Here is a 26,375-nt window from a genome sequence, read left to right on the forward strand (position 1 = left end):
TCAATAGGTCTCACGGGAGGTCGTGCGGTGTTTGCGGCCGAACAGCTTGCGCCACGCGCCCGCCGGGCTGCCCGATTGCAATACCCCGCGCCGGAACAGCCGCGCGCCGACCGCGATGAAGATCGCCACCCACGCGATCTGCCAGCCGAGCGCCGCCACGTGCGGCCACAGCGTGGGCGAGTTGGCCGCACGCCCGGCCATCGCGAACGGCGAGGACAGCGGGAACACCTCCGCCGCCGTCGCGATCCATGTCCCCGGCTTCGACGCGGCGGCGGAGGCGAGCGCGAACATGCCGACCTGCAGGATCGTGATCGGCAGCGACAGCATCTGGATCTCGCGCATCGTCGAGGCCTGCGCGCCGATCCCGAGGAAGACCGAACCGAGCAGCAGATAGGCGGTGGTGAAATACGCCGCGAACAGCAGCGCGAACGTGCCGAAGCCGACCGCGGGGGTAAGCTCGGCGATGTTCGCCCCCGCCGGCAGCAGCGCGCCGACCTGGCTGACGACGATGCCCCAGAAGCCGACGAACAGCACCGCGACGCCGAACATCCCGAGCAGCTTGCCGAGGAACACGCTTTCCAGCGGCACCGCCGCCGCGAGCACCTCGATCACCTTGTTGTTGCGCTCCTCCGCCATCGTGCCGACGACCTGCCCCGACAGGAACAATGTCAGGAAGAAGATGCCGAACACCGCGAAGAACGCCGAGGCGTTGCGTCCGCCGAGCGACGGCGCGTCTCGCGTAGCGCGTATCAGCGTCGGTCGGCTCATCGGCTGCGCGCCGTCGCGATCGAGGCGGATCGCCTGCTCCGCAATCACGGCGAGGTAATAGGCCGGGCGGCGGCTGCGCCCGTATAGTATCTGCGGTGCGGCGAACGGCCCGCTCATCACCGCAGACACATCGATCCCGGGCGCGTTGAGCGCGGCGCGCGCCTGCGCCGCGACGTCGCCCGCCGGGGCGCGGACGTCGAGCGCCGGCGGCCGCGCATCTGCGCCGAACAGCGCGCGCAACTCGCGATCGGCGGCGACGATCGCCGCCGCCTCGGCCGGCGGCGCAATCACCACCAACCGCTCCTTGTCGGCGGAGCCGGCGGACACCGACGCCGCGCCGAGCCCGCCGATCGCGCCGAACGATCCCATGATGACCGGCGCGAACAGGAACAGGAGGAAGATCGGCGTGAACACCGTGGCGGTGAAATCGCGCCGCGCGATCGTCAGCGTCTGGCGCAGGCGGCGGCGCAAATTGCCGGGGGCGGCGCTCACGCGGCCTGCTCCCGCGCCGTGTCCGCGTCACCGGCAGCCTGGCCGACGATCCGGACGAACGCCTCGTGCAGCCCCGGCCGTTCGATCGACAGGCCGGAAATGCCGTAACCCGCGTCGATCAGCTGCTTGAGCAACGCCTCGATCCCGTCCGCCGGCAGCACGAAGCGCCATCCGTCCCCGTCGGCGCGCGCGTCGGGCGGCAGCTGCGCGGCAAGGTTCGCGTCGGGAAAGTGCGGCACGTAATGCACCTGCTGCGGCAGCGTGCCGCGTGCCTCGTCCACCGTGCCCTCGAACCGCCGCTTGCCCCCGGCGATGATCGCCAGTCGGTCGCACAATCGCTGGGCATGCGCCATGACGTGCGTCGAGAACAGGATCGTCGCGCCGCGATCGCGCTCGGCGAGGATCAGCGCCTCGAGCCGCTCCTGGTTGACCGGGTCGAGCCCGGAGAAGGGCTCGTCGAGCACCAGCAGGTCGGGCTGGTGGACGACCGAGCCGAGCAGCTGCACCAGCTGCGCCATGCCCTTCGACAGCTTCCGGATCTTCTGCTCGGTGGCGTGGCCGATCCCGGCCGCCTCGAGTAGGTCGCCCGCGCGCGCGCGGCCCTCGCGCCACGGCAGGCCACGCAGCGCGCCCATGAAGGCGATCGCCTCGCGTGCCTTCATCGCCGGATACAGCCCGCGCTCTTCGGGTAGATAGCCGACGCGGTCGCTCGCCTCGCGCGGGTGCGCCGCGCCGAACAGCGTGCGGCTGCCCGCGTCGGGCTCGATGATCCCCAGCAGCATGCGCAGCGTCGTCGTCTTGCCCGCGCCGTTGGGGCCGAGCACCCCGTAGATCGCCCCGCGCGGTACCTGGAGGTCGATCCCGTCGACGACGCGGCGCTCGCCGAAACGCTTCACCAGGCCGCTGGCGGTGATGGCATGATCCATGGAGCGGGAACGATCCTCGTACAGCCGATCGATCCCCCCTCTGGGGAAAGCGGGCGTGCCATCGCACGCCGGGGCGTGGTAGCGGGGCGCGATGCCGCAAGACAACCTCGAAGCGCTGCTGAAGGCGAAGGCGATCGCGCTCGGCTTCGCCGCGTGCGGCATCGCGCGCGCTGATGCCGCACCCCGCGCCGGCGAACGACTGCGCCAGTGGCTGGCGGACGGTTGCCACGGCGACATGATCTGGATGGAGGCGCGCGCGCACCACCGCGAAAGTCCCGCGGGTCTGTGGCCCGAGGCGCGTAGCGTGATCGCGCTGGGCATGAGCTACGCGCCCGCCGAGGATCCGCTGCGGCTGGCGGGGGAGGGCGGCATCGGCCGCATCTCCACCTATGCGCAAGGGTCCGACTATCACGACGTCGTCAAGAAGGCGCTGAAGGCGCTCGCCCGCTGGCTGGTCGATGCGGCGCCGTGCGATCTCAAGGTATTCGTCGATACCGCGCCGGTGATGGAAAAGCCGCTGGCCGAGGCGGCGGGGCTCGGCTGGCAAGGCAAGCACACCAATCTCGTCAGCCGCAGCGACGGCAGCTGGCTGTTCCTCGGCGCGATCTACACCACGCTCGATCTCGCGCCCGACGCCCCCGGCCGGCCGAGCTGCGGATCGTGCGACGCGTGTCAGCAGGCGTGCCCCACCAACGCCTTTCCCGCGCCCTATCGGCTCGATGCGCGGCGCTGCATCTCGTACCTGACGATCGAGCATGCCGGGCCGATCCCGCACGAATTCCGCCGCGCGATCGGCAACCGCATCTACGGCTGCGACGATTGCCTCGCCGTCTGCCCGTGGAACAAGTTCGCGTCCGCATCGCGTGCGAACCAGGCCTATGCCGCGCGCGCCGAGCTCGCCGCGCCGCGCCTCGCCGATCTGCTGGCGCTCGACGATGCGGGGTTCCGCCAGGTGTTCGCCGGATCGCCGATCAAGCGCATCGGGCGCGGGCGAATGATCCGCAACTGCCTGATCGCGGCGGGCAACAGCGGCGATCCCGATTTGCTGCCGCGCGTCGCAACGCTGCGCGACGATCCCGATCTCGTCGTCGCCGAGGCCGCCGACTGGGCGATGCACGCGCTCGCCGGGCACTGAACCCCTCGCACGGCGCTAGTCACCGACATGACGCGGTGCAGCAAGAAATCGTTACAGCTGGCCCAAACACGGAAACATCCGCCGGCTTATATCATCGTCTCACCAATAAGGAGTGCAACAGATGGACGAACCAAAGAGAAGAAACATGGAGGAGATCAAGCAGAGCCTGCTGTCGTCCGTGTTTTTCATGGGCTTTGGTGCCGTCCTGCTCCTATTCCTCGTCGCGACCGAGCATCCCAATTGGTTCCACATCAAGCCAATGTCGACCGCGGCCTCGGCGATGACTTACGCCGCGGACAGCAGCGACCAGTCGTAACAGCCGATCATTATCGCCCGCCGTCGCGCCTGGTTAACGCGGCGACGCAGCTCGCGCGGTCGATCGCGCTGCCGTCGGGCTGGCGGGCATCGACATAGGTGACGCGCGGCTCACCCGATCCCTTCGGGTAGAGATAGGTGTCGAGCACACAGATCCGGCTCTGGAACTGCAGCTTGCGCGCCGTTCCTTCGCGGACGTCGGCGTTGGGCTCGCCGAGCAGACGCGTCAGCGCGGCGGCATTCTGCCCGATGACGCGCTCGAGCCCCGCGCCGGTGAACGGCAGCGGCACGCGATCGGCGCGCTCGGGGGTACCGCCGGGTACGGTGGCGCAGCCCGACAAGAGCGCGAGGGCGGCAACGACGGCAGCAGGCTTCATGATGAGCTCCGGTGAAACAGGTGCGCCGCCATCGCCGCACCGATCACCGGTGCGAGGAAGTTGACGAACGGCAGCAGGAACAAGAGGGTGACGGCGAGGCCGAGCAGGAAACGGCGCGCGGCCGTCGCGCGACGCCAGCCCGCCAGCGCCTCGGCAGGCATGTGCCGCGCCGCGACCATGTCGCCGAGATCGCGGCCGAGCAGCCAGGCGTTGACGGCGAGGAACAGCGCCGCGGTGCCGATGCCGGTCGCGAGCAGGATCAGGTATAGCGGCGCGAGCAGCAGATTGATCGCGACGAACCGCGCCGCCGAGCCGAGCCCCATCCGCGCCGCGCGATGAAGCGGGATCTCTCGCGCCTTCGCCAAGGCGGCGGGATAGTGCCGCCGCTCGACCGCGGCGACCACCGTATCGGCGAACAGCCCGACGACCGCGATCGCCACCGCACGGAACAACAGCCACAGCGCGAGCAGCGTGACGACGAGCGCCCCCACCGAGGCGAGCGTGCCGCCCCAGCGTGATCCCGCGAGCCACGCGTCGAGCCCCCACCAAATTCCCGAGCCTAACAGCGCGAAGATTGCCAGCGTCAGCGCCAGGCTCTTGGCGAGCACCGCCAGGATCGGCCGATCGCCGAGCTGGGCGAGGCTGCGGGCGAAGGCACCGAACATGGCGTCCTCGAATGCGCAAGGACGCGCGGTTGCGCAAGACGGGCGCGGCAATTACGGCGCGGCTATCCTTCACCTCGTTGCGGTCGCCCCTATCGGCCGGCCGCACGCCTTCTTTCGAACGGGACCTCGAAACCGTGACCCAGCCTGCCTATGATGTCGTCGCGATCGGCAATGCGATCGTCGACATCCTCTCCCCCGCAACCGACGCCTTCGTCGCCGACAACGGCATGACGAAGGGCGCGATGGCGCTCGTCTTCTCGCCCGAGGATGCCGACGCGCTCTATGCCAAGATGGGGCCGGGGCAGGAGGTGTCGGGCGGATCGGCGGCGAACACGATCGCCGGCATGGCCGCGCTCGGCGGCAACTGCGCCTTCATCGGCCAGGTCGCGGACGATCAGCTCGGCGACGTCTTCGCGCACGACATCCGCGCCGCCGGCATCCGCTTCGATACCGAGGCGCGCCCGGGCAGCCCGACGACGGGCCGCTGCATGATCTTCGTGACGCCCGACGGGCAGCGTACGATGAACACCTTTCTGGGCGCGTCGCACTATCTGCCCGAGGCCGCGCTCGACCGCGCGCTAATTGCCGACGCGCAGTTCCTCTATCTCGAGGGCTATCTGTGGGATCCCGAGGAACCGCGCGCCGCGATGCGCGCCGCGATCGACGTCGCGCGTGCCGCAGGCCGCAAGGTCGCCTTCACGCTGTCGGCCGAATTCGTCATCGATCGCCACCGCGACGCGTTCCACGAACTGATCGACGCCCGGCTGATCGACGTGCTGTTCGCCAACGAGGCGGAGATCGTGTCGCTGACGCAGGCCGCCGATACGGAGGCTGCGATCGCCGCGGTGAAGGACAAGGTGCCGCTCGTCGTGGTGACGCTGAGCGAGGCGGGCGCCTGCGCCGTCGCGGGCGATCGCCGCGTGCGCGTGCCCGCGGCGCCGGTCGACAAGGTGGTCGACACGACCGGGGCGGGCGATCTGTTCGCCGCGGGCTTCCTCCACGGCCAGGCGCGTGGCTGGGATCTCGAACGCTCGCTGAAGCTCGGTGCCTTGTGTGCGGCGGAGATCATCAGCCACTTCGGCGCGCGCCCGCTCGCCGACATGAAGGCGCTCGCCGCGCGGGTATGACCGCGGCGTCGGCGCATCGCGTAGCGGAGGCGGCCTCTGGCTGACGCGCTGCCGATCCACGCCGTCCTGCCCGATCTGCTCGCGACGCTGCGCGCTCGATCGTCGGCGGTGCTCGTCGCGCCGCCGGGGGCGGGCAAGACCACCGCGGTCGCGCCCGCGCTGCTCGCCGAGCGATGGTGCACCGGCGAGATCCTGCTGCTGTCGCCGCGCCGTCTTGCGGCGCGCGCGGCGGCGGAACGGATGGCGGCGCTGGCGGGCGAATCCGTCGGGCAGACCTTCGGCTATGCGACGCGCCTCGATACGCGGCGCTCCGCCGCGACGCGCGTGACGGTGGTGACCGAGGGGATTTTCACCGCGCGAATCCAGCGCGATCCCGAACTCGCCGGCGTCTCCGCGGTGCTGTTCGACGAGGTGCACGAACGCAGCCTCGATGGTGATTTCGGACTCGCGCTCGCGCTCGATGCGCAGGCCGGGCTGCGTGAGGACCTGCGCCTCGTTGCGATGTCTGCGACGCTCGATGGCGCACGCTTCGCCGCGGTGATGGAGGGTGCGCCGGTCATCGAGAGCGCCGGGCGAAGCTGGCCGCTCACACTGCACCACGTCGGGCGCACGCACGAGCGGATCGAGGATGCGGTCGCCGCGACGATCCGGCTCGCGCTGCGCGATGCGGAAGGGGGCATCCTCGCCTTCCTGCCGGGCGTGGCGGAGATCGAGCGGACGGCGGAGCGGCTCGAAAGACTCGACGACGTCGCGCTGCATCGGCTTCACGGCAGCCTCGATCCCGCCGCGCAGCGTGCCGCGATCCGCGCCGAGCCCGACGGCCGCCGCAAGGTCGTGCTCGCCACGTCGATCGCGGAAACCAGCCTGACGCTCGACGGCATCCGCATCGTCGTCGATTCGGGGCTCGCGCGCCGCCCGCGCTACGATCGCGCCGCCGGCATGACGCGGCTGGTGACCGAGCGCGCGAGCCAGGCGTCGGCGACGCAGCGCGCCGGGCGCGCCGCGCGGCAGGGGCCGGGCGTCGCCTATCGCCTGTGGGAGGAGGCGGCCACTGCGGGCCTACCGCGTTTCGATCCGCCCGAGATCCTCGAGGCCGATCTGTCTGCACTGGTGCTCGCCGCCGCCATCTGGGGCGTCGCCGATCCGCGCGACCTGCGCTGGATCGATCCGCCGCCCGCCGCCGCCGTCGTCGAGGCTCGCGCGCGGCTCAAGTCACTCGATGCGCTCGATGACGACACCCGCCCGACGCCGCATGGCCGCGCGATCGCGACGCTGCCGATGCCGCCGCGTCTCGCGCACATGTTGTTGCGTGCCGGTAAAATCGGCCAGGCCCGCGCCGCCGCCGAGGTCGCGGTGCTGCTCGGCGAGCGTGGGCTCGGCGGCAGCGACGTCGATCTCGACCAGCGCCGACGCCGCTGGCGCGCCGACCGATCACCCAAGGCGCAGGCGGCGCGCAAGCTTGCCGAGCGCTGGGCGCGCGCGGTGCCCGACGCCACCGGCGCGACCCCGCACGACAGCCCTGTCGCGCTCGCCGTCGCACTCGCCTTCCCCGATCGCATCGCGCGGCGGCGCGACGCGTCGGGCGAGACCTGGGCGTCGGTCGGCGGCCGCGGCTTCCGGCTCGATCCCACTGCCTCGCTCACGCGCGAGGAATGGCTCGCGGTGGCCGAGACGCAGGGCATGGCGGCGGGCGCGCGCATCCTGTCCGCCGCGGCGATCGATCTCGCGACGATCGAGGCGCTGCTCGGCGACCGGATCGAAACGCAGCGCCGCGTCGACTTTGATCCCGCCACCGGCGCGGTTCGCCCGATTCGCGAGCGGCGGCTCGGCGCGCTGCGGCTGTCGGGCGGCCCCGACAGTGACGCCGCGCCCGCCGCGATCGAGGCCGCGCTGGTCGAGGGTGTCCGCACCCATGGCGTCACCCTGCTCGCATGGAGCGATGCGGCGACCGCGCTGCGTCAGCGCGCCGCCTTCGCCGGCGTGCCGCTCGATGACGAAACGCTGCTCGCGCGGCTCGACGATTGGCTACCTGCGCTCGTCGCCGGGCGCCGCCGGCTCGACGCGATCCCACCCGGCGCGCTCACCGATGCGCTGCGCGGCCTGCTGACGTGGGACGAGCTGCAGCGGATCGACCGGATCGCCCCGCCGCATTTCACCAGCCCCGCGGGCAGCACCCACGCGATCGATTATGCGGCGGAGGGGGGCCCGCGTGTCGAGCTGCGCGTTCAGGCGCTGTTCGGGCTCGCCGATCATCCCGTCGTCGGCGCGGACCGCGTGCCGCTGGTGCTGTCGCTCACCTCACCCGCCGGCCGCCCGATCCAGACGACGCGCGATCTGCCGGGCTTCTGGGCGGGCAGCTGGGCGGCGGTGGCGAAGGAGATGCGCGGCCGCTATCCCCGCCATCCCTGGCCCGACGATCCCGCCGCCACCGCCGCCACGCTGCGCACGAAAAATGCCGATGCAAGATCGCGCGGCATCCGGTAAGGCGACCGCCATGCCACACGCCCGCATCTTCCAGCGCCCGAAGAACGCCACGCAATCGGGCAAGCACCGCACCGACGCCTGGCAGCTCGAGTTCGTGTCCGACGCGCCCAAGCACGCCGATCCGCTCACCGGCTGGGCCGGCGGCGGCGAGACGGACGAGCAGGTGCGGTTGCTGTTCCCGACGCGCGAGGCGGCGATTGCCTATGCCGATCGCGAGGGCGTCACCTACACCGTCACGCCATCGCCCGAGAGGACGCTGAAGCTGCAGGCCTACGCCGACAACTTCAAGTAACGCCGGCGCCGCGGCGGCGGCACGCGCCGCGCTCTATTCCTCTTCCGGCGCCGGCACCGGCGGGTGGAGGCGGACGCGATTGACGCGGCGTTCGTCGGCGTCGATCACCTCGATCCGCCAGCCGCTGGCATGGTCGACGCATTCGCCGGCCTCGGGCACCCGCCCGGCGAGCACCGCGGTCAGCCCGCCGATCGTGTCGACGTCGCTGTCTTCCTCGTCGAAGCGCGCGTCTACCGTCTCCGCGATGTCCTCCAGCTCGACGCGCGCATCGGCCTCCCACGCACCGCCGTCGAGCGGCACGAGCAAAGCGGCCGGCGCTTCGTCATGCTCGTCCTCGATCTCGCCGACGATCTCCTCGATCAGGTCCTCGATCGTCACCAGCCCCTCGGTGCCCGAATATTCGTCGAGCACGACGGCGAGGTGGACGCGCGTCTGGCGCATGTCGGCGAGCAGGTCGAGCGCGCCGCGGCTCATCGGCACGAACAGCGGCTGGCGGATCAGCGTGGTGATGTCGGCCGGTCGAGCCGCGTCGGTAGCGAGGATCGCGAACACGTCCTTGATGTGGACCATGCCGACGATCGTATCGAGCCGCTCGCGATAGACGGGCAGGCGGCTGACGCCCGCCTCGGCGAAGACGTGGACGAGCTCGTCGAACGTCGTCTGCTCCTCGATCGCGATAATGTCCGCGCGCGGCACGCCGACGTCGCCGGCGTCGCGCTCGCTGAAATGGAGAAGGTTGCGCACCATCTGCCGCTCGAGCGGCGTCATGTCACCCTTCGCCTCGGGGCCGGGATCTTCCTCGTGCCGGTCGATCGCCGCCTCGAGCACGTCGCGCAGCGTCGCTTCCTCGGTATCGCCGAAGATCAGGGTACGCAGGCCGCGCCAGATGCTGCCGTCATTGGGTGCGCCGTTGCCGGCGCTACTTCGGTCGTCGGACACTTAGTCCTCTCGTATGGCGTAGGGGTCAGCAATGCCGAGCGTCGCGAGCGCATCGCGCTCGATCGTCTCCATCGCATCCCCCTCGTCGTCGGTCAGATGATCGTAGCCTAGCAGATGCAGCGTGCCGTGCACGATCAAATGCGTCAGGTGATCCTCGGTCGATAGGCCGCGCTCCGTCGCCTCCGCGTTGCACACGCCGTGCGCCAGCACGATGTCGCCCAGCAGCACCTCGCCGTCGTCCGAATTCTGGCTGACGGTATCGATGAGGTCCGGCTGCACCATCGGAAAGGACAGGACGTTGGTCGGCTTGTCCTTGCCGCGATACTGCCGGTTGAGCGCGTGCACCTCGTCGTCGGAGGTCAGGCGGACGCTGATCTCGACCGCGGCGGGGGAGGTGAGCAGCGTGCCGTATGGCGTGGCGGTGATCGCGGCGCGCGCGCCCGCGGCGGCCAGCGTTTCCCAGTCCGCGTCCGGCCACGGCGCCTCGTGCGACAGCGCGATCTCGATCATCGCCGCCCCGTGTGCACGATTCGCCCGCGTTTGTAATGCCGCATCATGCGCTCAGCCATCGCGTCCCTCATACGCCTCGACGATCCGGCCGACGATCGGGTGGCGCACGACGTCGGCGGCGGTGAAGCGGCACAGCGAAATGCCCTCGACACCGTCGAGCCGCATCGTCGCATCGGCGAGCCCGCTCGCCGCCACGCCGCCGGGCAGGTCGGTTTGGTTCGGATCACCGCAGATCACCATGCGGCTGTTCTGGCCGAAGCGGGTGAGGAACATTTTCATCTGTGCGGGCGTCGTATTCTGCGCTTCGTCGAGGATCACGAAGGCGTCGGCGAGCGTGCGGCCGCGCATGAAGGCGATCGGCGCGATCTCGATCTCGCCGCTCGCGATGCGCCGCTCGACCTGCTCGGCGGGCAGGCAGTCGTACAGCGCGTCGTAGAGCGGGCGCAGATAGGGATCGACCTTCTCCTTCATGTCGCCCGGCAGGAAGCCGAGCCGCTCGCCCGCCTCGACCGCGGGGCGCGACAGGATCAGTCGCTGGACGCTGCCGGTGATGAGCTGCGCGACTGCCTGCGCGACGGCGAGATAGGTCTTGCCCGTGCCCGCCGGGCCGAGCGCGAAGATCATGTCGTGCGTGACGAGTTCGCGCATGTAATGCGCTTGCGCCGGCGTGCGCGGCACGATCGTCTTCTTGCGTGTGCGGATCATGATCGGCGGCGCACCGCCCGCGCGCTCGGCCGAGATTATGCCGTCGAGCGTCGGTTCCGCGGCCATCGCGATCGACGCGTCGACCAGCCCGGCGTCGACTTCCTCGCCGCGCACGGCGCGCTGGTACAGGTCGTTCAGCACGTCGCGCGCGATCGCCACCTGCTCGGCCGTGCCTTCCAGCCCAACGCGGTTGCCGCGCGCGGTGATGTAGACGCCAAGCCGGTTCTCGAGCGCGACAAGATTGCGGTCATATTGCCCAAACAGCACGCTCAGCATCTGCGGCCGCTCGAACGTCAATTCGGTTCGGCTTCTCTCGCCCGTCTGCGCGGGAATTGGCTTTCGGCTCATTGTGCTCCTTGGCGCCGGTTGAGCGCCGATCCTGACAGGTGCGATGACGCCGGGTAAGTCCCTTTCGTTCCCGCAAAAGAAAAGGGCCCCGGAACGCTGGTGCGTTCCGGGGCCCCGATCATCGCGCCGTGGCTTATACCAGGGCGACGTGCAGCATATCGACCAGCTGGAAGTCCTTCAGCGGCGTGAAGGCAAGGTGCGTCTCGACATCGACGAACTCGGCCGCAGGGCCAGCGAACGCTCCGGCCGAAACCGAACCCATCGCCTGGCGCGCATCGTCGAGCCCGGAGAGCGGCGCCGAGTCGTGCGCCATCGGGCTGGTCGGCGCGGTGAAGCCCAGTTCCTCCAGCGTCGGTGCGGCTTCGTAGACGCGGCCGGCGGCGAACGCGTCGGTCACCGTCGGCATCGCCGACGTCGGCGCACCGTTGTAGCGATAGTAATACAGGCCGTTCTCTTCGCCGGCGAGCCGCAGCCCGGCGCTGAGATCGAGACCGCCCTGCAGCACGACACGCGACGTCGTCGCATTGTCGATCACCAGCACGCCATTCGACGCGACGTTGATCACGCCGTCACGGTTCGGATCGGCGAGCGCCTTGTCGGTGACGATGAAGTCGTCGCGGCCGAAATCGGTGATGGTGTCGACGCCGCTGCTACCGTTGGCGACCTTGAAGACGAACGTGTCGACCCCGCCGTTGCCGGTCAGGCGATCGTTGCCCGCGCCGCCTTCGAAGGTGTTGTCGTTGACGCTACCCGTCAGACGATCGTTGAACGCCGAGCCGATCAGATTCTCGACGTTGACCAGGCGATCGCCCAGCGCACCGACATTGCCGATGCCGGTCTGGAGCGACATGATCGCCCCTTCGGTAGCGGTTTCGTAGCTGACGGTATCGATCCCCGCGCCGCCATCGACGCGGTTCGCGACGCCGTTGACGATGATGAGGTCGTTGCCGCCGCCGCCGACGGCATTCTCGATCGTCGCGCCGTACGCGATCGAGACGTTGTCGGTGAACAGGCCGTTGGTGAGGCCGAGTTCCTCGCGCAGACCGACGTAGAAGTCATAGGTCTCCTGCGAGCGCGGCGCGAAGCCGAGCTCGGCGCGCTTGGCGTTTACTTCCTCGAGCGAGGGGAATTCGATCACGCCGCCACCCGACGAGAACGAGCCTTCGTTGAGGTCGATGATCGACGGCGTGTCCCAGCCCGAGAAGTCGAGCGTGTCGCGGCCGCCGGCATCCCAGATCGTCACGATCGGGCGCAGGTTGAGCGTGAAATCGTAGGCGTCGTTGCGCGCGGTCGAGTTGAATCCGTACACGGTGTTACCCGTGCGCGTCGTCGTGTCGGCACCATAGACCTGCTGGATCGCGGCGATGTCGTGCACCAGCGGGGTCGCGGCATAGGCGAAGTTGGTCAGCGTGAAATCGATGTGCTGCGCGCCCGTCTCATAAGCGTCGAAATAGCTCATGATCGAATACTGGCGCGAATCCTGCGCGAACTTCGCATCGTTCGCGTAGGTGATCGGATCGGGCTGGCCATCACCGTCATTGTCGTCGGTCGCGTTATAGTCGCCCGGATGGCTGAGGCCGATCGCGTGACCGATCTCGTGGATCATCGTCGTCACGGCGTAGTAGCTGTTGGCGAGCGGGTTGAAGTTCGACGAAACGAAGCCGTCGATCCACACGTCGCCGCCGAGCCGGCCGACTTCGGAGAAATCGTACTGGTCCTTGTACGCCTGATCGAGACCCGCGCCGAACGGCAGATAGGCATAGGCCTGCGCACCACCGGTGGAGGTGTTGCCGAACGTGATATCCGCGTCGAACGACTTGGTCTCACGGAACGAGATGCTGGTCACCTCATCCCACAGCTTCATCGCATCGCGCGCAATGCCCTTCTGGCCGGCATTGAAGGCGGAGAAATTCTCCTTCTCGCCCTCGGCGAAATAATCGGTCCCCGTGGCGTTGAAATAATAGCTGTTCTGCAGCTCGCCGTAGTTCTTCCAGAAGCCGTAGTTCAGGACGCCGTCGTTCAGCTCGCCGTAGTTGTTGACGTACCAGTTCTGGCCGGTGCGCACGAGATTGTCGGCAACCTCGTCGACGGTCCAGATCGGCTTGCCGTTGAGTGAGCCGCCGGCATCGGGATCGACCGAGCCGTAGGAGACGTAGCGCCCGTCGTCCCAGAAGGTGTTTTCAGGATGCGTGCCGCTGCCGCCGACACAGGCGGGGCACTGGCACATCGCGCCTGTTGGCGCGTCTACATTCGACATTCATTCCTCCCTGATCAACTGTTTGCGTCGCGCAAGCCGAACACTCTGCGTCCGACCAACCCGACTGGAATGGTCGGGCGGTGACGGTCGGACGTCGATCGAGGCGGTCTTGCGATTGCCGTGCGTGAACAAATCTTTTTCTTGTTATGTTCGCAGGTTTGGCCGCCCCGGCCGATTTGTCAATCGCTACAATTGCTGTGGGAAAAGAATAAGGTGAAAAGTCGTCAGGCCGCCGCCGCGAATAGTGTGCGACCGACCAGGGAATTCGGGCCCGCACCGGTAATCTGCAATGTAACAATATCACCTATTGCAACGTCGTCTTCGACCAGCACCGATTGCAGCCACGGCGATTTGCCCAGCATCTGTCCGGCGAGCTTGCCGCGCCGCTCGATCAGCACCGCGCAGGTCTTGCCGACGCTCGCCGCGTTGAACGCATGCTGGTCACGGTTGAGCGCCGCCTGCAACCGCTGCAGCCGCTCGTCCATCACCGCGGGCGCGATCTGGTCGCCCATGTCTGCCGCGGGCGTGCCGGGGCGCGGGCTGTACTTGAAGCTGAACGCCTGCGCGTAGCCGACCGCGTCGACGAGGCTCAGCGTGTCGGCGAAGTCCGCCTCGCTCTCGCCGGGGAAGCCGACGATGAAATCCCCCGACAGCGCGATGTCGGGGCGCACCGCGCGGATGCGGTCGAGCAGGCGCAGGTACGAATCGCGGCTATGGCTGCGGTTCATCGCCTTCAGCACGCGGTCGCTGCCCGCCTGCACCGGCAAGTGAAGGAACGGCATCAGGCTCTCGACGTCGCCGTGCGCGTCGATCAGCCCCTGTTTCATGTCGTTCGGGTGGCTGGTAGTGTAGCGGATCCGCGCGAGCCCCGGGATACGATCGAGCGTGCGGATCAGATCGTGCAGCCCGCGCCCGTCGGCATCCTCCCACGCGTTGACGTTCTGGCCGAGCAGCGTGATCTCGCGCGCGCCGGCGTCGACCAGCGCCTTCGCCTCGTCGACGATCGCCGCGAACGGCCGGCTGACTTCGGCGCCGCGCGTATAGGGCACGACGCAATAGGTGCAGAACTTGTCGCACCCCTCCTGCACCGTCAGGAACGCGGTCGGCCCCACGCGGCGCCGCGCGGGGAGGGCACCGAACTTCGAGGCGAGCGGCATGTCGGTATCAAGTGCCGGCGCGCCCGCGGCCGCGGCGGAAACCAGCGCGGGCAGATTGTGATACGCCTGCGGCCCGACGACGACGTCGACCTTGGCGCGGCGCACGATCTCCTCGCCTTCGGCCTGCGCGACGCAGCCGGCGACCGCGATCATCGGCGCGTCGAGCGCGCGGACGCGGCGGTCCTTGCGCAGCCGGCCGATGTCGGAGAACACCTTCTCGGTCGCCTTCTCGCGGATGTGGCAGGTGTTGAGGACGACCAGATCGGCGTCGGCGGCGTCGACCGCGGTCATGCCCTGGCCGGCCATCAGCTCGGCCATCCGCTCGCCGTCGTAGACGTTCATCTGGCAGCCGAAGGATTTGACGGCAAAGGTCTTTGGGGTCGGTTTCACCATCGCGCGGCTATAGCGGCGGCGCGGCCGTTTCGCCACCGCCCCCCAGCCTGCGGCGCTTAGCCCTTAATGCCCGCCGGCCTTAGCCCTCGCCGCCCGCCGCGGCGATCCGCGCCCGTGCTTCGGCCGCGGTCGCCTTGCGGCCGGGCACGTCACGCGGATCGAACGGCTCGCAGAAGGTCAGCGTCGCAGTGAAGTTCCCGCGCCGGCGCAGCACGCGCGCGGCATGCGCCTGCCCCGGCTCGTCGCCGACCCAGGCGAGCTCGCGCGTCGCCGCGCCGTAATCGATCCGCACCGGCTGAACGCGCACGCCCGGCGGCGGCGGATCGAGCACCGCGAGCAGCGCGGCCTTGAACGGCAGCAGCGTCGCGCCGTCGCCGGTCGTCCCTTCGGGGAAGACGGTGATCGCCTGATTCTCGGCCAGCGCGTCGCGCAGCAAATCGATCTGCTCCGCCACCGCCATCCGGTCCTCGCGGCGCACGAAGATCGTGCGGTTGAGCGTGCACAGCCAGCCGACCAGCGGCACCTGGCGAAGTTCCGCCTTGGCGACGAACGCGCTGCCGCTGCGCCCGGCGAGCAAGGGAATGTCCATCCAGCTCAGGTGATTGGAAACGAACACCACGTCGTGCGTCAGCGGCGTGCCGATCGTGCGCCGCCGCGCCCCCACGATCCAGCCGACACCGGCAAGGAACAGCCGCGGCCACGGCGAGGGCAGGCGGAAGAGCCGCCACAGCGCATGCAGCGGCAGCGCGCCGAGCAGCGCGGCGACGAGCGCGGCCAGCCGCAGCGCGATACGGATGCGGCCCATCGTCGCGCCCGGTGCGGCGTCAGGCGAGGTCCGGCTCGCCCGCCGCGCGCGCGCGCGCCTCGCGGCTCGCCTCGGCGGCGGGGACGAGCCTGAACGCCGCGATCGCCGCCGCCAGTGTTATCGGCACCGTCACGAGCAGCGACAGCATGCCGGTCGACAGGCTGCCGGTCAGCGACGAGACGCGTCCTGCGAGATACGGCCCCATCGCGAGCCCGATCAGCGTCGTGCCGATGAAATAGGTCGCTGTCGCCGTCCCGCGCATCCGCGGCAGGACGAGATCCTGCGTCGTCGCCGCGGAAGATCCCAGACCCCAGCTCGCGGTGAACTGCGCGAGGAACAGGCAGACGTAGAGGACGATCGGCGTGTCGGTGGTGAAGGCGATCGCCATGAACGGCGCCGGGATCACCGCACCCAGCGCGACCATGATCAGCCGCCCACCCGGATGCTTCCTGCGCAACCGATCGCCGAGGATGCCGCCGACGGTGACGCCGAGGAAGCCCGACAGAGCGCCCTGGCCGCCGAGGATCAGCCCCGCCTCGGCCGGCGAGATGCCGAGATCGCGCATCGCATAGGGTGCCGCCCAGAAGCCCGCGGCGTAGCTGAGAAAGGCGTTGAGGCCGTAAGCGACCACCGTGCACAGGAACGCCGGCGTGCCGACGATCAGCGCGAAGGTCGGCGGATCGCGAAAGCGCAGCGTGCTCGCCCAAGAGAAGACCGCATAGACGCCGAGCCCGACTGCAATCCACTGGGGCAACGGCTCGCCGAAGCTGACCAGGAGCGCTATGATACCGATGATCACGGCGGCGGCGATCACGTTCGTCACCAGCACGCGCGTCCCGTGCCGCGCCGCGCCGATCAGCGTCAGCGGCGGGATGATCGTGACCAGCTCTTCGAAGAACGCCTTGAACGGCGTCGGATGTGGCTCCTGCGCCAGCCCTTCGGAGAGCCCGCGCACCGGCTCGCGCAGCGTCGCGATCCACAGCGCGATGACGAGGCCGGGGATGCCGACCGCGAGGAATGCCGCCTGCCAGCCGACCAGCCCGAACGGCCCGCCGCCGGGATAGGCGCGGTTCCAGTTCTGCACGATCAGCCCGCCGATGAACAGCGAGATGCCGCCGCCGACGTAGATCCCGGCCGAATAGATCGACAGCGCCGTCGCGCGCAGCCGCTTGGGGAAATAGTCCGAGATCAGCGAATAGGCCGACGGGCTCGCCGTCGCTTCGCCGATGCCGACGCCGATCCGCGCCGCGGCGAGCTGCCCGCCGGTGCGCGACAGCCCCGACAGCGCGGTCATCGTCGACCACAAGGCAAGCCCCGCGCTGATCAGCCGCACGCGGTGCCAACTGTCCGCCAGCCGGCCGAGCGGGATGCCGAACAGCGCGTAGAACACGCCGAACGCGGTGCCGTACAGGAACCCCAGATCCTCGTCGCGCAGGTTCAGGTCGCGCTTGATGTCCTCGGCCAGGATCGAGATCACCTGCCGGTCGATGAAATTCAGGATGTAGACCACGAACAGGATCGACAGCACGTACCAGGCATAGCCGGTGGCACGGTATTCACCGTCCGCGTCGGTCGTCATCCAATCCCCTCCCTCAAGCAACTCGGCCCGGGGTAACAGAGCATCAGGCGAGGGGCCAGCGGGCGATTGGCGTGTAGCTCGCCCCTGCCTGGCCGAGGTGGCTCTCGTACAGCACGAGGTGCGGCAGCGCGAACGGCGCTGAGCGCAACGCGGCATGCCGCGCGAGCCACGCGCCAACCGCTTCCTCCGCGCCCAAACTGCGCGGCAGCCGCGCCAGCGTGACGTGCGGCAGATAGGCGCGCCGTTCGGGCGGCAGGCCGACGCGCACCATTGCCTGGTCGACCTTGCGGTGCAGCGCTGCCAGCGGCTCGTGCGGCGCGAGCGCAGCCCACAGCGCCTCGCTCCGCCCGCGATGCTCGAACCGGCCGACGCCGGCGAGCGATACGGTGGGCGTCGGCGCGTGGAGGCTCGCGAGCGCCGCGGCGATATCCTCCGCCACCGGGCGATCGACCGCGCCGACGAAGCGCAGCGTCAGGTGCAGCTGCTCGTCATCCTGCCAGCGCGCGCCGGGCACGCCGTCCATCGTATCGATCAGCGTCTCACGGATCGCCGGCGGCGGGCGCAGCGCAACGAACAGACGGTGCAATCCCGCGCTCCTTTCTCGCCCTCATGTGACGAACTGTTGCCACCCGCCCGCCAGCTTGAACTTTAGGCCCGCGCACGCGATATTCCGAACGGGTCCGGCCCCTTGCCGGACGAAGGAGCAAACTGACAATGGCCAACTGGTCCGACCCCCGTCCGACCGCGAGCGCGTTCGGCGCGAGCGTACCGGGCACGCGTGGATCGACATATGATGCGGGCCTCCGCAAGTACATGCTGTCGGTCTATAACTACATGGCTTCGGGTGTGCTGCTCACCGGCATCGTCGCGATGCTGTTTTCCAGCGGCGGCCGCGACAGCATGGCGGCGCAGGTCTTCATGCAGCCGGGCATCCTGAAGTACATCATCATGTTCTCGCCGCTGGCGTTCGTGATGGTGCTCAGCTTCGGGATCAATCGCCTGTCGACCGGCACTGCGCAGCTTTTGTTCTGGGCGTTCGCGGGCATCATGGGCCTGTCGATGTCGACGATCTTCCTCGTCTACACCGGCGCCTCGATCGCGACGACGTTCTTCGCCACCGCGGTCGCCTTCCTGTCGCTCAGCATCTACGGCTATACGACGAAGCGTAACCTGCAGGCGTTCGGCACCTTCCTCATCATGGGCGTCGTCGGCATTCTCGTCGCCTCGCTGCTCAACATCTGGCTGAAGTCCTCGGCGCTGCAGATGGGCATCAGCGCGATCGGCGTGCTGCTCTTCGCCGGCCTCACCGCCTACGATACGCAGCGCATCAAGGAGATGTACGCCCACGTCGCGGGAACCGACATGATGGGCAAGGCCGTGATCATGGGCGCGCTGTCGCTCTATCTCGACTTCGTCAACATGTTCCAGTTCCTGCTCTCGTTCCTCGGCCAGCGCGAATAGTCGCCGCCCGGTCGCACGATCGAACCTAGCAACGAATACCGGGCCCGGCGGGGAAACTCGCCGGGCCTTCTCTTTGCCGCCAGTCCGGAAAGCCGCCAGCGATGCGCCTCGCGATCACCGCCCACCTCGATTACGGCTTTCCCGAGCCCGCCGACGTCCTGCTCCAGATCGAGGCGGCGGCGATGGCCGATCAGCGGCTCGAGGCGCAGTCGCTGACGATCTGGTCGGACAATCCGATCGCCGCGATCCGCGGCGAGGAAGGGATCGGCCAACGCTGCTGGGCGCGTGCCGACCGGCGGCTCGTCGCCGATTACACCGCGACCGTGCGGGTCGAACGCCAGCCCATCGTGCTCCAATCGCTCGGCGCCACGCCGGTGCGCGCGCTGCCGTCCGCCACCGTCCGTTACCTGATGCCCAGCCGCTACTGCGAGTCCGACCGGCTCGAGCATTTCGTGCGGCGCACCTTCGCCGGACTGTCGGGCGGCGCGCTCGCCGCGGCGCTGGTCGATTGGGTGCGCGGCGCGCTCGAATACAGCAATGCGGTCAGCGACGGGCGCACCACCGCGCTTACCACCTTTGCCGATCGTCGCGGCGTGTGCCGTGATTACGCCCACCTCCTCGTCGCGCTCGCCCGCGCCGCGGAAATCCCGGCGCGCTGCGTCGCGGCCTACGCGCCCGGCGTCGATCCGCCCGATTTCCACGCCGTCGCCGAACTCTGGCTCGACGGCGCGTGGCGGCTCGTCGACGCGACCGGCATGGCATCGGCCGCCGATCTGGTGCGCGTCGCGGTCGGGCTCGACGCGACCGAGATCGCGTTCATGACGATCTTCGGCACCGCGACGCTGTGGCGCCAGACGGTCAAGGTCGAACGGCTCGGCGACGACGGGGAACACGGCTCGGCGCCGGATCGTTGAGCGGGCGTATCGATGGAGAGACGAGAAATGCCCGAACAACAACCCCCGTCGCAGGACGCCGGCCGCGACAAGTCGATTGCCAAGCGCCTCGACAAGCATCCCGAGAGCAAGGATGCGCAGCTCGATGCCGGCCTCGATGAATCGATGGACGCTTCCGATCCGCCGTCGAGCACGCAGCCGGGCCACGCCGATCCCGCGCCGTCATCGGGCTATGATGCGGAGGCCGAACGTCAGCGCGACGCCTGATTGTTGCGTTCGCGCCGCATCTTTCACGCTTTTATGACAAATCGGCTCGGTTCGTCGCATCGTATGTTGCGGTGCGACAAACCGCGTGTTCGTATCTGAACGCCGGGCATCGCGGCGTTAAGGCGGCCGTTAACCATCTTGGCGCACGATGCGTCGGTCTGGAATTGTCCGGGGCGGGGTGGTCGATATGAGTGCCAAGATGAAGCCGGCCGATGGTGTCATGACGCTGGCCGAAATGAAGGAATTCGCGGGCTTCGCAGCCGCGACGCAGCGGTACATTCGCCGCAGCCTCGATATCGGGCTCGATCGCGAGGACGCGATGGCACGCTGGTCGCGCGACGTGGTCGAGGCGGCAAGCATCCGTGCGCAGGCACGGCATTACCAGCGGCTGCCCGATATCCGCGCGACCGTGCCCGAGGACAGCGGGCTCGACGCGATCGAGCCGTTCCTCGCGCCGCTCGTCACCGTCAGCGCGTTCGATCTGGGGCAGGGGCGGATCACCACCTTTTCCGCCTATCGCTTTCTCTACGAGCGGCTGATCGGCGCGAGCGTGCGGCCGTGGCTGCCCGGCGCCTTCTGCGCCGCCGCCGCGCTGCCTCACCTCCATCCGGAGCTTCGCCGCAAGCTGCTGCAATCGATCAGCGAAGCGGCGGCAACCGCGTCGGGCTGGTCGTCGCGCCAGCCGGCGTTCTACCCCTATTGGGTCGAGAAGGTCGACGCGGGCGCGCTGCCGCACTGAAGGCGGTTCAGGCGAGACGGAAAACGAACGTCTCGCCGGTCTCCGCCGCCGCGTCGTCGAACACCTCGCGCACCCGCGTCGCATAGGCGATCGCCGCCGGGCCGGCTTCGGCGAGCCTATCGAGCGTGATTTCGATTGGCGGCGCGACAAGCATCAACCGAGCGACCAGCGCGTCGAACAACGCGTCTAGGTTCGGCCCGTGCGACGTCGGCATCCCGATTGCCGGCCGCAGCGCCGTCCACAGATCGTCCGCCGTCCGCCATTCCCGCGCGTCGAGCCGGATCCTCATCAGCGGATCATCCTCAGCGGCACGCGCGCCAGCCCATCGCGCCGCGATCCGCCTGGTCGAGGTGCAGATGGTCGCGATGCGCAGCGTTGTAGTCTGGCGACAGTACCGTCGCGAACACGTCGCACGCGCCGTCGCGCACGTCGCGCAGGAATGCCGCGCGCTTGCCGTTCCCCCGCCAGTCGCCGAGCACGCTGATCCGCGTACCGTCCGCCAGGCGGAAGCCGGCGATGTCGATCGCATCGGCGGTCGCGTGCTGGCTGTAATCGCCGCTGCTGCGCCCATAGAGTCGGCGGCAATTGTAGCTGCCGAGATGGTCGACCTGCGTCACCCGCATCCGGAAGTGCCGCTCGGCGGCCGGCTGGACGACTTCCCACTGCCACAGCGCGAGCGCCGCCGCGACGGGGCAGGCAGTTCCGAGCCCTGCGGGCTGGAAGCGCGGCAGGCGCGGCTCGCCCGCCGCGAAGCGGATGCCGTCGCTATAACCGCAGCGTGCCCCCTCACGCCGCTCGGCCAGCACGGTATAGCCGACGCCCGCGCGATCGAGCAGCGCGCGGCAGCGCGGGAAATCCTCACCCAGCGCCGCCAGCTTGCGCCCGGTGAACATCCCGATCGGCTGCGTGAGATCGAGCGGCGCCCACGGCGTGTCCTGCGGATGATTGCGGATCCAACCGTAGCCGATCAGCGCCAGCACCGCGGCGATCGCCAGCGTCACCCCCCAGCCGATCACCCGCCGCGCGCGCCGCGCGGCGCGATCACGGCGGCGCATCAGCCGCGCATCGCGTTGCCGATCGCCTCCGATGTCACCGGATAGCCCGCGTCGTCGGGGATGCACAGGTGATCCTCGCCGTCGCGCTGCTCGGCGAACGGCGTGATCGTCTTGATCGGCGTTGCGCGCGCGTGCGCCGCCGCGTCGGCGAAGCTGTCGAACTGCGCCAACCGCTCGAGATTGCGCCGCGTCGGATAGATGATCGCGAGCTTGCCCGCGTCGGCATCGGCGAGCACCTGCCGCGCCGTCGACCACACGAGCCGCACGTTCTCCGTCTGGTCGACGCTTGCGCGCGGCGCATCCTGCGGCAGTTCGGCAAGGTAGAAGCGCGTGTCGAAGATCCGCATGTTGGCGTGCGCCGGCCGCCACCGCGCCCATGGCGTCAGCTGGTCGAGATCGAGCCGCGCGTCGCTCGCCGCCAGCGCCTCGGCCAGCGTCTGCCCGGCGTGCAACGCGGCGCGCATCTCGATCAGTGCCGTGGCGCTGGGAAGCTCGGCGAGCCCGATCGGCAACCCGGCCTCCTCGATCGTCTCGCGCACTGCGGCGATCCGCGCCGCCTCCTCGTCGCCGCCGCCCAGCCTCGCGGCGAGCACGTGATCACCCGGATCGATCCGCCCGCCGGGAAACACCATCGCGCCGCCGGCGAAGACCATCGCCTTCGCGCGTTCCACCATCAGCAATTCGGGTGGCCCGTCGCTCGCCTCGCGAAAGATGATCAGGGTTGCGGCTGGGATCGCATCGGGCAGTTGGTCGCTCATACGATCGACTTAACGACGGCCGCGCGCAAATGTCACGCCTTCAGCGCAGATAAGCCGGAAACGATCGGCACTGGGAAACGATCGGCATTGGGGAACAGATCGGCGCTGGCGTATCGGCGTCGGAGAAAAGGGCGGGTGGTGGAGCTGAGGGGAATCGAACCCCTGACCTCTGCAGTGCGATTGCAGCGCTCTCCCATCTGAGCTACAGCCCCGCCCGCACCCGGCGCTGCCGGGTCGAGCCGCGGCCTTAGCGACGTCGAACCGTCGTTGCAACGCCCTCCGCGCGAAATCCTCACCGACGGCATCCGCACGATACTCGGCGACCAAGCGAGGGCGTCGTGCGACGGGCCAATGTTACGCCCCTGCAACGGCAGGAACATAAGTCACAATCAAGCCTTCATGCTGAACGGCGATCGGACAGCAAGTTCGACGCTCCGCGTAGGTAAGGAGTTTGCGACATGGCATATGAGAAATATCCGCGCGGCGACTATTACGGTCGTCGCGATACGCAGGATTACGGCCGCGACAGCGGGTCGGGGCGCAATTCGGATTTCGCCAACGAGCGTAACTATGAAGCCGCCGGCGCGTCGGATCGCGATCGCAACTATTGGGGCGGCGATCAGGATTGGGACGACAATAGCCGGGGCCGCGCCTTCGGCGATTATGGCCAGCAGGATTACGGTCGTCGCGATCAGCAGAGCGGCAGCCGGCAGAATTACGGCGGCCAGAACTACGGTAGCCAGGGCTCGCGCGGTCAGAATTATGGTCAGCGCGACTTCGGTGACCAAGGGTACGGCCAGCAGGGTTTCGGTGGCCAGCAGGGCTACGGACAGCAGGGTCGCGGCTATCGCGTGCAGAGCGAAGGGCGCGGCATGCGCGGCGGCCAGTACGGCAACAGCCAGTACGGCGGCGGCCAGTACGGTAGCGATCGTTCCAGCGGCAAACGGCAGGGCGGCGGCTACGGGCGCCAGCAGTCCGGTGGCAACCAGTACGGCAGCAACCAGTACGGCGGCAATCAGTACGGCGGCGGACAGTACGGGGCGGGCCAGTACGGCCAGCAACGTTTCGGCAACGACGGCGATCGCCAGCGCGGCAACGCGCCGCAGGGCTACGACCAGGACGACCGCGGCTTCTTCGCCCGCGCCGGGGACGAGGTCCGCTCGTGGTTCGGTGACGAGGACGCCGAGCGCCGCCGCGAGGCCGACATGCGCTACGACGAGCGCGCCTACAACGACCGCGATTCGGATTACGGCAACTGGCGCCGCAACCAGATCGACGCGCTCGACCGTGATTACGACGAATATCGCAGCCACAATCGTAGCAAGTTCGAAAACGAATTCACCACGTGGCGCAGCGGCCGCCAGTCGCAGCGCGATATGCTCGACAAGGTCGACGAGCATATGGAAGTCGTCGGGTCGGACGGCAGCCACGTCGGCACGGTCGACAAGGTGCGCGGCGATCGCGTGATCCTGACCAAGAACGACAGCGACGCCGGCGGGCGCCACCATTCGTTCCCGTCGAGCTGGCTCGACAGCGTCGAAGACAGCAAAGTCAAGCTGTCGAAGAGCGCCGACGAGGCGAAGAAGCAGTGGCGCGACGAGGAACGCAACCAGGCGATGTTCGGCGACAACAACACCGCGAACGCGACCAGCGGGGGCATGGCTGCCTCGACCGGCACGACCGCAGCCACGTCTACCAGCAGCGCGAGCGCCGGGACGACGACCGACGGCAAGGATGACGACGGAAAGATGCTCAACCGCAGCTTCCCCGGTACCTACTGATCGGCTGATCTTCGTCGGCCTCTGACCCCTTGGGGTCGACGAGCAGAGCCCGGGCCTCACCGCCCGGGCTCTTTGCGTTGGGGGCATGCTCGGGCATAGCGGCGCGCGCAAACACATAGGAGAGCCTGACATGCCACGTGCCTGGAGCCTCAAGTCGCGTCCCAAGGGAATGCCGCAGCCCGGCGATTTCGATCTCGTCGATCTGCCCGCCCAGCCGCTCGGCGAGGGCGAGGTGCGCATCGCCAACCGCTGGCTGTCGGTCGATCCGTACATGCGCGGCCGGATGAACGACGTGAAGAGCTACGTTCCGCCCTTCGCACTCGGCGAACCGATGCAGGGCGGCGCGATTGGCGAGGTGATCGAGAGCCGCGATGCGAGCGTGCCCGTCGGCACCAGGGTGCAGCACATGCTCGGCTGGCGCGACGAGGCGGTCGTGCCCGCAAGCCAGGTCCAGAAGCTGCCCGATCTCGATGTGCCCGACCAGGCGTTCCTCGGCCAGTTCGGCATGCCGGGGATGACCGCCTATTTCGGGCTGCTCGAAGTCGCGGCGGCGAAGCCGGGCGACGTCGTGTTCGTCTCCGCAGCCGCGGGCGCGGTCGGCTCCACCGTCGTGCAGATCGCCAAGGCGAAGGGGATGACGGTGATCGGCTCGGCCGGCGGCACGCAGAAGTGCGCCTGGGTCAAGTCGCTCGGCGCCGATGCGGTAATCGATTACAAGGCGGGCGACATCGTCGCCGCGCTTGCCGAAGCGGCGCCCAAGGGGATCGACGTCTATTTCGACAATGTCGGCGGCGATCACCTCGACGCCGCGCTGCTCGCCGCCAATCCGCACGCGCGCTTCGCGATCTGCGGGATGATCGACATCTACAACGACGGCAAACCGCAGTCGCTCAAATATCTCGCCAAGGTCATCGGCGCGCGGCTGACGATCAAGGGCTTCATCGTCAGCGATCACCTCGCCGGTGCGGCCGATTTCTACCGCGAGATGGGCGGCTGGCTCTCCGAGGGGAAGCTGAAGCGGGAGGAAACGGTGATGGACGGGCTCGAGCGGACGCCCGACGCGTTCATGGGCCTCTTCACCGGCGGCAACACCGGCAAGATGCTGGTGCGCATCTGACGAAGCGCCGTCACGCCGGATCTCCGGCGTGACGGCCTAGCCTTATCGGCGCTGGCTCAGATCGCGCCGCTGAACGTGTCGCACTGTGCCGGATCGCCGCTCTCCAACCCGCGACGCAGCCACGCCTGGCGCTGCGCCGACGTGCCGTGGGTGAAGCTCTCGGGCGCCACTCGCCCGCCGCCGCGGCGCTGCAGCGTGTCGTCGCCGATCGCCTGCGCGGCGGTCATTCCTTCCTCGACGTCGCCGGGCTCCAACCGGTTGCGGTTCTGTGCCGCCCAGACGCCGGCGTAGCAATCCGCCTGCAACTCCAGCCGCACCGACATCGCGTTGCCCTCCGCTTCGCTGCCCGATTGCTGCGCGCGGCGCACGCGCTCCGACGCGCCCGTCAGCGTCTGGATGTGATGGCCGAATTCATGCGCGACGACGTAATATTGCGCGAAGTCACCCGCCGCGCCGAACTTGTTCGCTAGTTCGTCGTAGAAGCTCGTATCGATGTAGATGCCCTGATCGGACGGGCAGTAGAACGGCCCCATCGCCGACATCGCGGCGCCGCAGCCCGATTGGCCGCTGCCGCCGTAGAACACGAGCTTGGGTGCTTCGAACCGCTCGCCCGATCGCGCAAACAATTGCTCCCAGGTGTTCTCCGCCGAGGAGAAGGCGTTGCACGTCGCCTTGGTCGCCGCATCGACGCCGCACGCCGCCGCCGCGCCGGTTCCGCCCGCGCCACCGCTCCGCTCGCTGCGCGTCGGCGCGCTGCTGCCGCCGCCGCCGACGAGCCCGCCGAGATTGCCCAGCCCGCCGAACACCGCAAAGATGATCAGCACCACCACGATCCCGCCGCAGCCGAACCGGCTGCCGATCATCGGCAACAGCCCAAGCAGCAGCCCGCCGCCGCCTCCGCCGCCGAAGCTCTGCCCGCGCTGGTCCTCGACGTTGATGTCGTTGTCGAAATCATCGAGCCGCATGTCGGCCTCCCCCTTTTCGTTACTCGTCCGGCATGAATGCGCGAAGGCGAAACGCGGTTGCATGG

At 68.9% G+C, this 26,375-nt stretch carries 27 protein-coding genes and 1 tRNA gene; 11 read left to right on the top strand and 17 right to left on the bottom strand.

What is annotated here, in order from left to right; all coding sequences use genetic code 11:
* Together F1C10_RS15385 and F1C10_RS15390 are read right to left on the bottom strand one after the other, a co-directional pair.
* Positions 1 to 1,260 carry an ABC transporter permease gene (locus F1C10_RS15385; protein WP_185207500.1) on the bottom strand — a complete coding sequence of 420 codons (1,260 nt, stop codon included), beginning with the start codon at positions 1,258 to 1,260 and terminating at the stop codon, positions 1 to 3.
* Entirely contained in the window at positions 1,257 to 2,186 is a 930-nt protein-coding gene (locus tag F1C10_RS15390) for an ABC transporter ATP-binding protein (RefSeq protein WP_185207502.1), read from the bottom strand. Before F1C10_RS15390 ends, F1C10_RS15385 begins: the two co-directional genes overlap by 4 nt.
* A gap of 91 nt (positions 2,187 to 2,277) precedes the next feature.
* On the opposite strand from F1C10_RS15390, the gene queG reads away from it, so the two are divergent.
* Positions 2,278 to 3,321: a tRNA epoxyqueuosine(34) reductase QueG gene (queG, locus tag F1C10_RS15395; RefSeq protein ID WP_185207504.1), complete on the top strand. Its 1,044-nt coding sequence runs from the start codon at positions 2,278 to 2,280 to the stop codon at positions 3,319 to 3,321.
* Between the two features lie 145 nt (positions 3,322 to 3,466).
* Positions 3,467 to 3,637: a hypothetical protein gene (locus F1C10_RS15400; RefSeq protein ID WP_185207512.1), complete on the top strand. Its 171-nt coding sequence runs from the start codon at positions 3,467 to 3,469 to the stop codon at positions 3,635 to 3,637.
* A 10-nt stretch (positions 3,638 to 3,647) separates the two neighbouring features.
* On the opposite strand, the gene F1C10_RS15405 is transcribed toward F1C10_RS15400, so the two are convergent.
* Together F1C10_RS15405 and F1C10_RS15410 are read right to left on the bottom strand one after the other, a co-directional pair.
* The gene (locus F1C10_RS15405) at positions 3,648 to 4,013 is read right to left on the bottom strand and encodes a hypothetical protein (protein ID WP_185207514.1); all 366 of its coding nucleotides are present in this window, start codon (positions 4,011 to 4,013) and stop codon (positions 3,648 to 3,650) included.
* On the bottom strand, positions 4,010 to 4,678 hold the full coding sequence (locus F1C10_RS15410) for an EI24 domain-containing protein (RefSeq protein ID WP_185207516.1): 669 nt from the start codon (positions 4,676 to 4,678) through the stop codon (positions 4,010 to 4,012). The genes F1C10_RS15405 and F1C10_RS15410 overlap by 4 nt, the downstream gene beginning before the upstream one ends.
* A 134-nt stretch (positions 4,679 to 4,812) precedes the next feature.
* Between F1C10_RS15410 and F1C10_RS15415 the strand changes: the two genes are divergently transcribed.
* From F1C10_RS15415 to F1C10_RS15425, 3 genes are read left to right on the top strand one after another with little or no spacing between them, the layout of a single operon-like run.
* Positions 4,813 to 5,805 carry an adenosine kinase gene (locus tag F1C10_RS15415; RefSeq protein ID WP_185207518.1) on the top strand — a complete coding sequence of 331 codons (993 nt, stop codon included), beginning with the start codon at positions 4,813 to 4,815 and terminating at the stop codon, positions 5,803 to 5,805.
* Between the two features lie 36 nt (positions 5,806 to 5,841).
* A complete protein-coding gene (hrpB, locus tag F1C10_RS15420; RefSeq protein ID WP_185210294.1) occupies positions 5,842 to 8,289 on the top strand; it encodes an ATP-dependent helicase HrpB in 2,448 nt (815 codons plus the stop codon).
* A gap of 10 nt (positions 8,290 to 8,299) precedes the next feature.
* Positions 8,300 to 8,581, top strand: a complete 282-nt coding sequence (locus tag F1C10_RS15425; RefSeq protein ID WP_185207520.1) for an ETC complex I subunit — start codon at positions 8,300 to 8,302, stop codon at positions 8,579 to 8,581.
* 33 nt (positions 8,582 to 8,614) lie between these two features.
* Here F1C10_RS15425 and F1C10_RS15430 read toward each other — a convergent pair whose 3' ends face one another.
* The 8 genes from F1C10_RS15430 to thpR form a co-directional block, all read right to left on the bottom strand.
* Positions 8,615 to 9,520 (bottom strand): hemolysin family protein, encoded by a 906-nt coding sequence (locus F1C10_RS15430; protein ID WP_185207522.1) that lies wholly within the window; start codon positions 9,518 to 9,520, stop codon positions 8,615 to 8,617.
* Positions 9,521 to 10,030 (bottom strand): rRNA maturation RNase YbeY, encoded by a 510-nt coding sequence (ybeY, locus tag F1C10_RS15435; protein WP_185207530.1) that lies wholly within the window; start codon positions 10,028 to 10,030, stop codon positions 9,521 to 9,523. It lies immediately after the preceding gene.
* Between the two features lie 51 nt (positions 10,031 to 10,081).
* Positions 10,082 to 11,083 carry a PhoH family protein gene (locus F1C10_RS15440; RefSeq protein WP_185207531.1) on the bottom strand — a complete coding sequence of 334 codons (1,002 nt, stop codon included), beginning with the start codon at positions 11,081 to 11,083 and terminating at the stop codon, positions 10,082 to 10,084.
* A 133-nt stretch (positions 11,084 to 11,216) separates the two neighbouring features.
* The gene (locus F1C10_RS15445) at positions 11,217 to 13,340 is read right to left on the bottom strand and encodes a M10 family metallopeptidase C-terminal domain-containing protein (protein ID WP_185207533.1); all 2,124 of its coding nucleotides are present in this window, start codon (positions 13,338 to 13,340) and stop codon (positions 11,217 to 11,219) included.
* A gap of 224 nt (positions 13,341 to 13,564) precedes the next feature.
* Positions 13,565 to 14,890, bottom strand: coding sequence for a tRNA (N6-isopentenyl adenosine(37)-C2)-methylthiotransferase MiaB (miaB, locus tag F1C10_RS15450; RefSeq protein ID WP_185207535.1), 1,326 nt, complete (start codon positions 14,888 to 14,890; stop codon positions 13,565 to 13,567).
* A 79-nt stretch (positions 14,891 to 14,969) separates the two neighbouring features.
* Positions 14,970 to 15,695, bottom strand: coding sequence for a 1-acyl-sn-glycerol-3-phosphate acyltransferase (locus tag F1C10_RS15455; protein WP_185207537.1), 726 nt, complete (start codon positions 15,693 to 15,695; stop codon positions 14,970 to 14,972).
* Between the two features lie 19 nt (positions 15,696 to 15,714).
* Entirely contained in the window at positions 15,715 to 17,274 is a 1,560-nt protein-coding gene (locus F1C10_RS15460) for an MFS transporter (RefSeq protein WP_185207539.1), read from the bottom strand.
* Positions 17,275 to 17,317: 43 nt separating this feature from the next.
* On the bottom strand, positions 17,318 to 17,860 hold the full coding sequence (gene thpR, locus F1C10_RS15465; protein ID WP_185207541.1) for an RNA 2',3'-cyclic phosphodiesterase: 543 nt from the start codon (positions 17,858 to 17,860) through the stop codon (positions 17,318 to 17,320).
* A gap of 128 nt (positions 17,861 to 17,988) precedes the next feature.
* Here thpR and F1C10_RS15470 point away from each other — a divergent pair, with 128 nt between their 5' ends.
* The 4 genes from F1C10_RS15470 to F1C10_RS15485 all read left to right on the top strand — a co-directional run bounded on the left by F1C10_RS15470 (position 17,989) and on the right by F1C10_RS15485 (position 20,634).
* Positions 17,989 to 18,735, top strand: a complete 747-nt coding sequence (locus F1C10_RS15470; RefSeq protein WP_185207543.1) for a Bax inhibitor-1/YccA family protein — start codon at positions 17,989 to 17,991, stop codon at positions 18,733 to 18,735.
* 101 nt (positions 18,736 to 18,836) lie between these two features.
* Complete coding sequence (locus F1C10_RS15475; RefSeq protein WP_185207545.1) at positions 18,837 to 19,649, top strand: transglutaminase family protein; 813 nt, start codon at positions 18,837 to 18,839, stop codon at positions 19,647 to 19,649.
* Positions 19,650 to 19,661: 12 nt separating this feature from the next.
* Positions 19,662 to 19,895: a hypothetical protein gene (locus F1C10_RS15480; protein WP_374939354.1), complete on the top strand. Its 234-nt coding sequence runs from the start codon at positions 19,662 to 19,664 to the stop codon at positions 19,893 to 19,895.
* A gap of 199 nt (positions 19,896 to 20,094) precedes the next feature.
* A complete protein-coding gene (locus F1C10_RS15485) occupies positions 20,095 to 20,634 on the top strand; it encodes a hypothetical protein (protein WP_374939355.1) in 540 nt (179 codons plus the stop codon).
* A 7-nt stretch (positions 20,635 to 20,641) separates the two neighbouring features.
* Here F1C10_RS15485 and F1C10_RS15490 read toward each other — a convergent pair whose 3' ends face one another.
* The 4 genes from F1C10_RS15490 to F1C10_RS15505 all read right to left on the bottom strand — a co-directional run bounded on the left by F1C10_RS15490 (position 20,642) and on the right by F1C10_RS15505 (position 22,659).
* Positions 20,642 to 20,923 (bottom strand): barstar family protein, encoded by a 282-nt coding sequence (locus F1C10_RS15490; RefSeq protein ID WP_185207551.1) that lies wholly within the window; start codon positions 20,921 to 20,923, stop codon positions 20,642 to 20,644.
* A 13-nt stretch (positions 20,924 to 20,936) separates the two neighbouring features.
* Positions 20,937 to 21,689, bottom strand: coding sequence for an extensin family protein (locus F1C10_RS15495; protein ID WP_185207553.1), 753 nt, complete (start codon positions 21,687 to 21,689; stop codon positions 20,937 to 20,939).
* On the bottom strand, positions 21,689 to 22,447 hold the full coding sequence (locus tag F1C10_RS15500) for an NUDIX domain-containing protein (protein ID WP_185207555.1): 759 nt from the start codon (positions 22,445 to 22,447) through the stop codon (positions 21,689 to 21,691). The genes F1C10_RS15495 and F1C10_RS15500 overlap by 1 nt, the downstream gene beginning before the upstream one ends.
* A gap of 136 nt (positions 22,448 to 22,583) precedes the next feature.
* Positions 22,584 to 22,659 (bottom strand) — tRNA-Ala (locus tag F1C10_RS15505).
* 246 nt (positions 22,660 to 22,905) lie between these two features.
* Between F1C10_RS15505 and F1C10_RS15510 the strand changes: the two genes are divergently transcribed.
* Both F1C10_RS15510 and F1C10_RS15515 read left to right on the top strand, forming a co-directional pair.
* Entirely contained in the window at positions 22,906 to 24,228 is a 1,323-nt protein-coding gene (locus F1C10_RS15510; RefSeq protein ID WP_185207557.1) for a DUF2171 domain-containing protein, read from the top strand.
* A 130-nt stretch (positions 24,229 to 24,358) separates the two neighbouring features.
* Positions 24,359 to 25,345 (top strand): NADP-dependent oxidoreductase, encoded by a 987-nt coding sequence (locus F1C10_RS15515; RefSeq protein ID WP_185207559.1) that lies wholly within the window; start codon positions 24,359 to 24,361, stop codon positions 25,343 to 25,345.
* Between the two features lie 56 nt (positions 25,346 to 25,401).
* Here F1C10_RS15515 and F1C10_RS15520 read toward each other — a convergent pair whose 3' ends face one another.
* Positions 25,402 to 26,310, bottom strand: a complete 909-nt coding sequence (locus tag F1C10_RS15520) for a neutral zinc metallopeptidase (protein WP_185207561.1) — start codon at positions 26,308 to 26,310, stop codon at positions 25,402 to 25,404.
* Positions 26,311 to 26,375: the final 65 nt, after the last annotated feature.

The sequence above is a fragment of the Sphingomonas sp. NBWT7 genome (genome assembly GCF_014217605.1).
Classification (GTDB): Bacteria; Pseudomonadota; Alphaproteobacteria; order Sphingomonadales; family Sphingomonadaceae; genus Sphingomonas.

Coding starts and splice junctions, on each gene's coding strand:
- F1C10_RS15390 (WP_185207502.1), bottom strand. CDS start 2,186: ATGGATCATGCCATCACCGCCAGCGGCCTGGTGAAGCGTTTCGGCGAG.
- queG (WP_185207504.1), top strand. CDS start 2,278: ATGCCGCAAGACAACCTCGAAGCGCTGCTGAAGGCGAAGGCGATCGCG.
- F1C10_RS15400 (WP_185207512.1), top strand. CDS start 3,467: ATGGAGGAGATCAAGCAGAGCCTGCTGTCGTCCGTGTTTTTCATGGGC.
- F1C10_RS15405 (WP_185207514.1), bottom strand. CDS start 4,013: ATGAAGCCTGCTGCCGTCGTTGCCGCCCTCGCGCTCTTGTCGGGCTGC.
- F1C10_RS15410 (WP_185207516.1), bottom strand. CDS start 4,678: ATGTTCGGTGCCTTCGCCCGCAGCCTCGCCCAGCTCGGCGATCGGCCG.
- F1C10_RS15425 (WP_185207520.1), top strand. CDS start 8,300: ATGCCACACGCCCGCATCTTCCAGCGCCCGAAGAACGCCACGCAATCG.
- ybeY (WP_185207530.1), bottom strand. CDS start 10,030: ATGATCGAGATCGCGCTGTCGCACGAGGCGCCGTGGCCGGACGCGGAC.
- F1C10_RS15440 (WP_185207531.1), bottom strand. CDS start 11,083: ATGAGCCGAAAGCCAATTCCCGCGCAGACGGGCGAGAGAAGCCGAACC.
- F1C10_RS15445 (WP_185207533.1), bottom strand. CDS start 13,340: ATGTCGAATGTAGACGCGCCAACAGGCGCGATGTGCCAGTGCCCCGCC.
- miaB (WP_185207535.1), bottom strand. CDS start 14,890: ATGGTGAAACCGACCCCAAAGACCTTTGCCGTCAAATCCTTCGGCTGC.
- F1C10_RS15455 (WP_185207537.1), bottom strand. CDS start 15,695: ATGGGCCGCATCCGTATCGCGCTGCGGCTGGCCGCGCTCGTCGCCGCG.
- F1C10_RS15460 (WP_185207539.1), bottom strand. CDS start 17,274: ATGACGACCGACGCGGACGGTGAATACCGTGCCACCGGCTATGCCTGG.
- F1C10_RS15470 (WP_185207543.1), top strand. CDS start 17,989: ATGGCCAACTGGTCCGACCCCCGTCCGACCGCGAGCGCGTTCGGCGCG.
- F1C10_RS15475 (WP_185207545.1), top strand. CDS start 18,837: ATGCGCCTCGCGATCACCGCCCACCTCGATTACGGCTTTCCCGAGCCC.
- F1C10_RS15480 (WP_374939354.1), top strand. CDS start 19,662: ATGGAGAGACGAGAAATGCCCGAACAACAACCCCCGTCGCAGGACGCC.
- F1C10_RS15485 (WP_374939355.1), top strand. CDS start 20,095: ATGAAGCCGGCCGATGGTGTCATGACGCTGGCCGAAATGAAGGAATTC.
- F1C10_RS15490 (WP_185207551.1), bottom strand. CDS start 20,923: ATGAGGATCCGGCTCGACGCGCGGGAATGGCGGACGGCGGACGATCTG.
- F1C10_RS15495 (WP_185207553.1), bottom strand. CDS start 21,689: ATGCGCCGCCGTGATCGCGCCGCGCGGCGCGCGCGGCGGGTGATCGGC.
- F1C10_RS15500 (WP_185207555.1), bottom strand. CDS start 22,447: ATGAGCGACCAACTGCCCGATGCGATCCCAGCCGCAACCCTGATCATC.
- F1C10_RS15510 (WP_185207557.1), top strand. CDS start 22,906: ATGGCATATGAGAAATATCCGCGCGGCGACTATTACGGTCGTCGCGAT.
- F1C10_RS15515 (WP_185207559.1), top strand. CDS start 24,359: ATGCCACGTGCCTGGAGCCTCAAGTCGCGTCCCAAGGGAATGCCGCAG.
- F1C10_RS15520 (WP_185207561.1), bottom strand. CDS start 26,310: ATGCGGCTCGATGATTTCGACAACGACATCAACGTCGAGGACCAGCGC.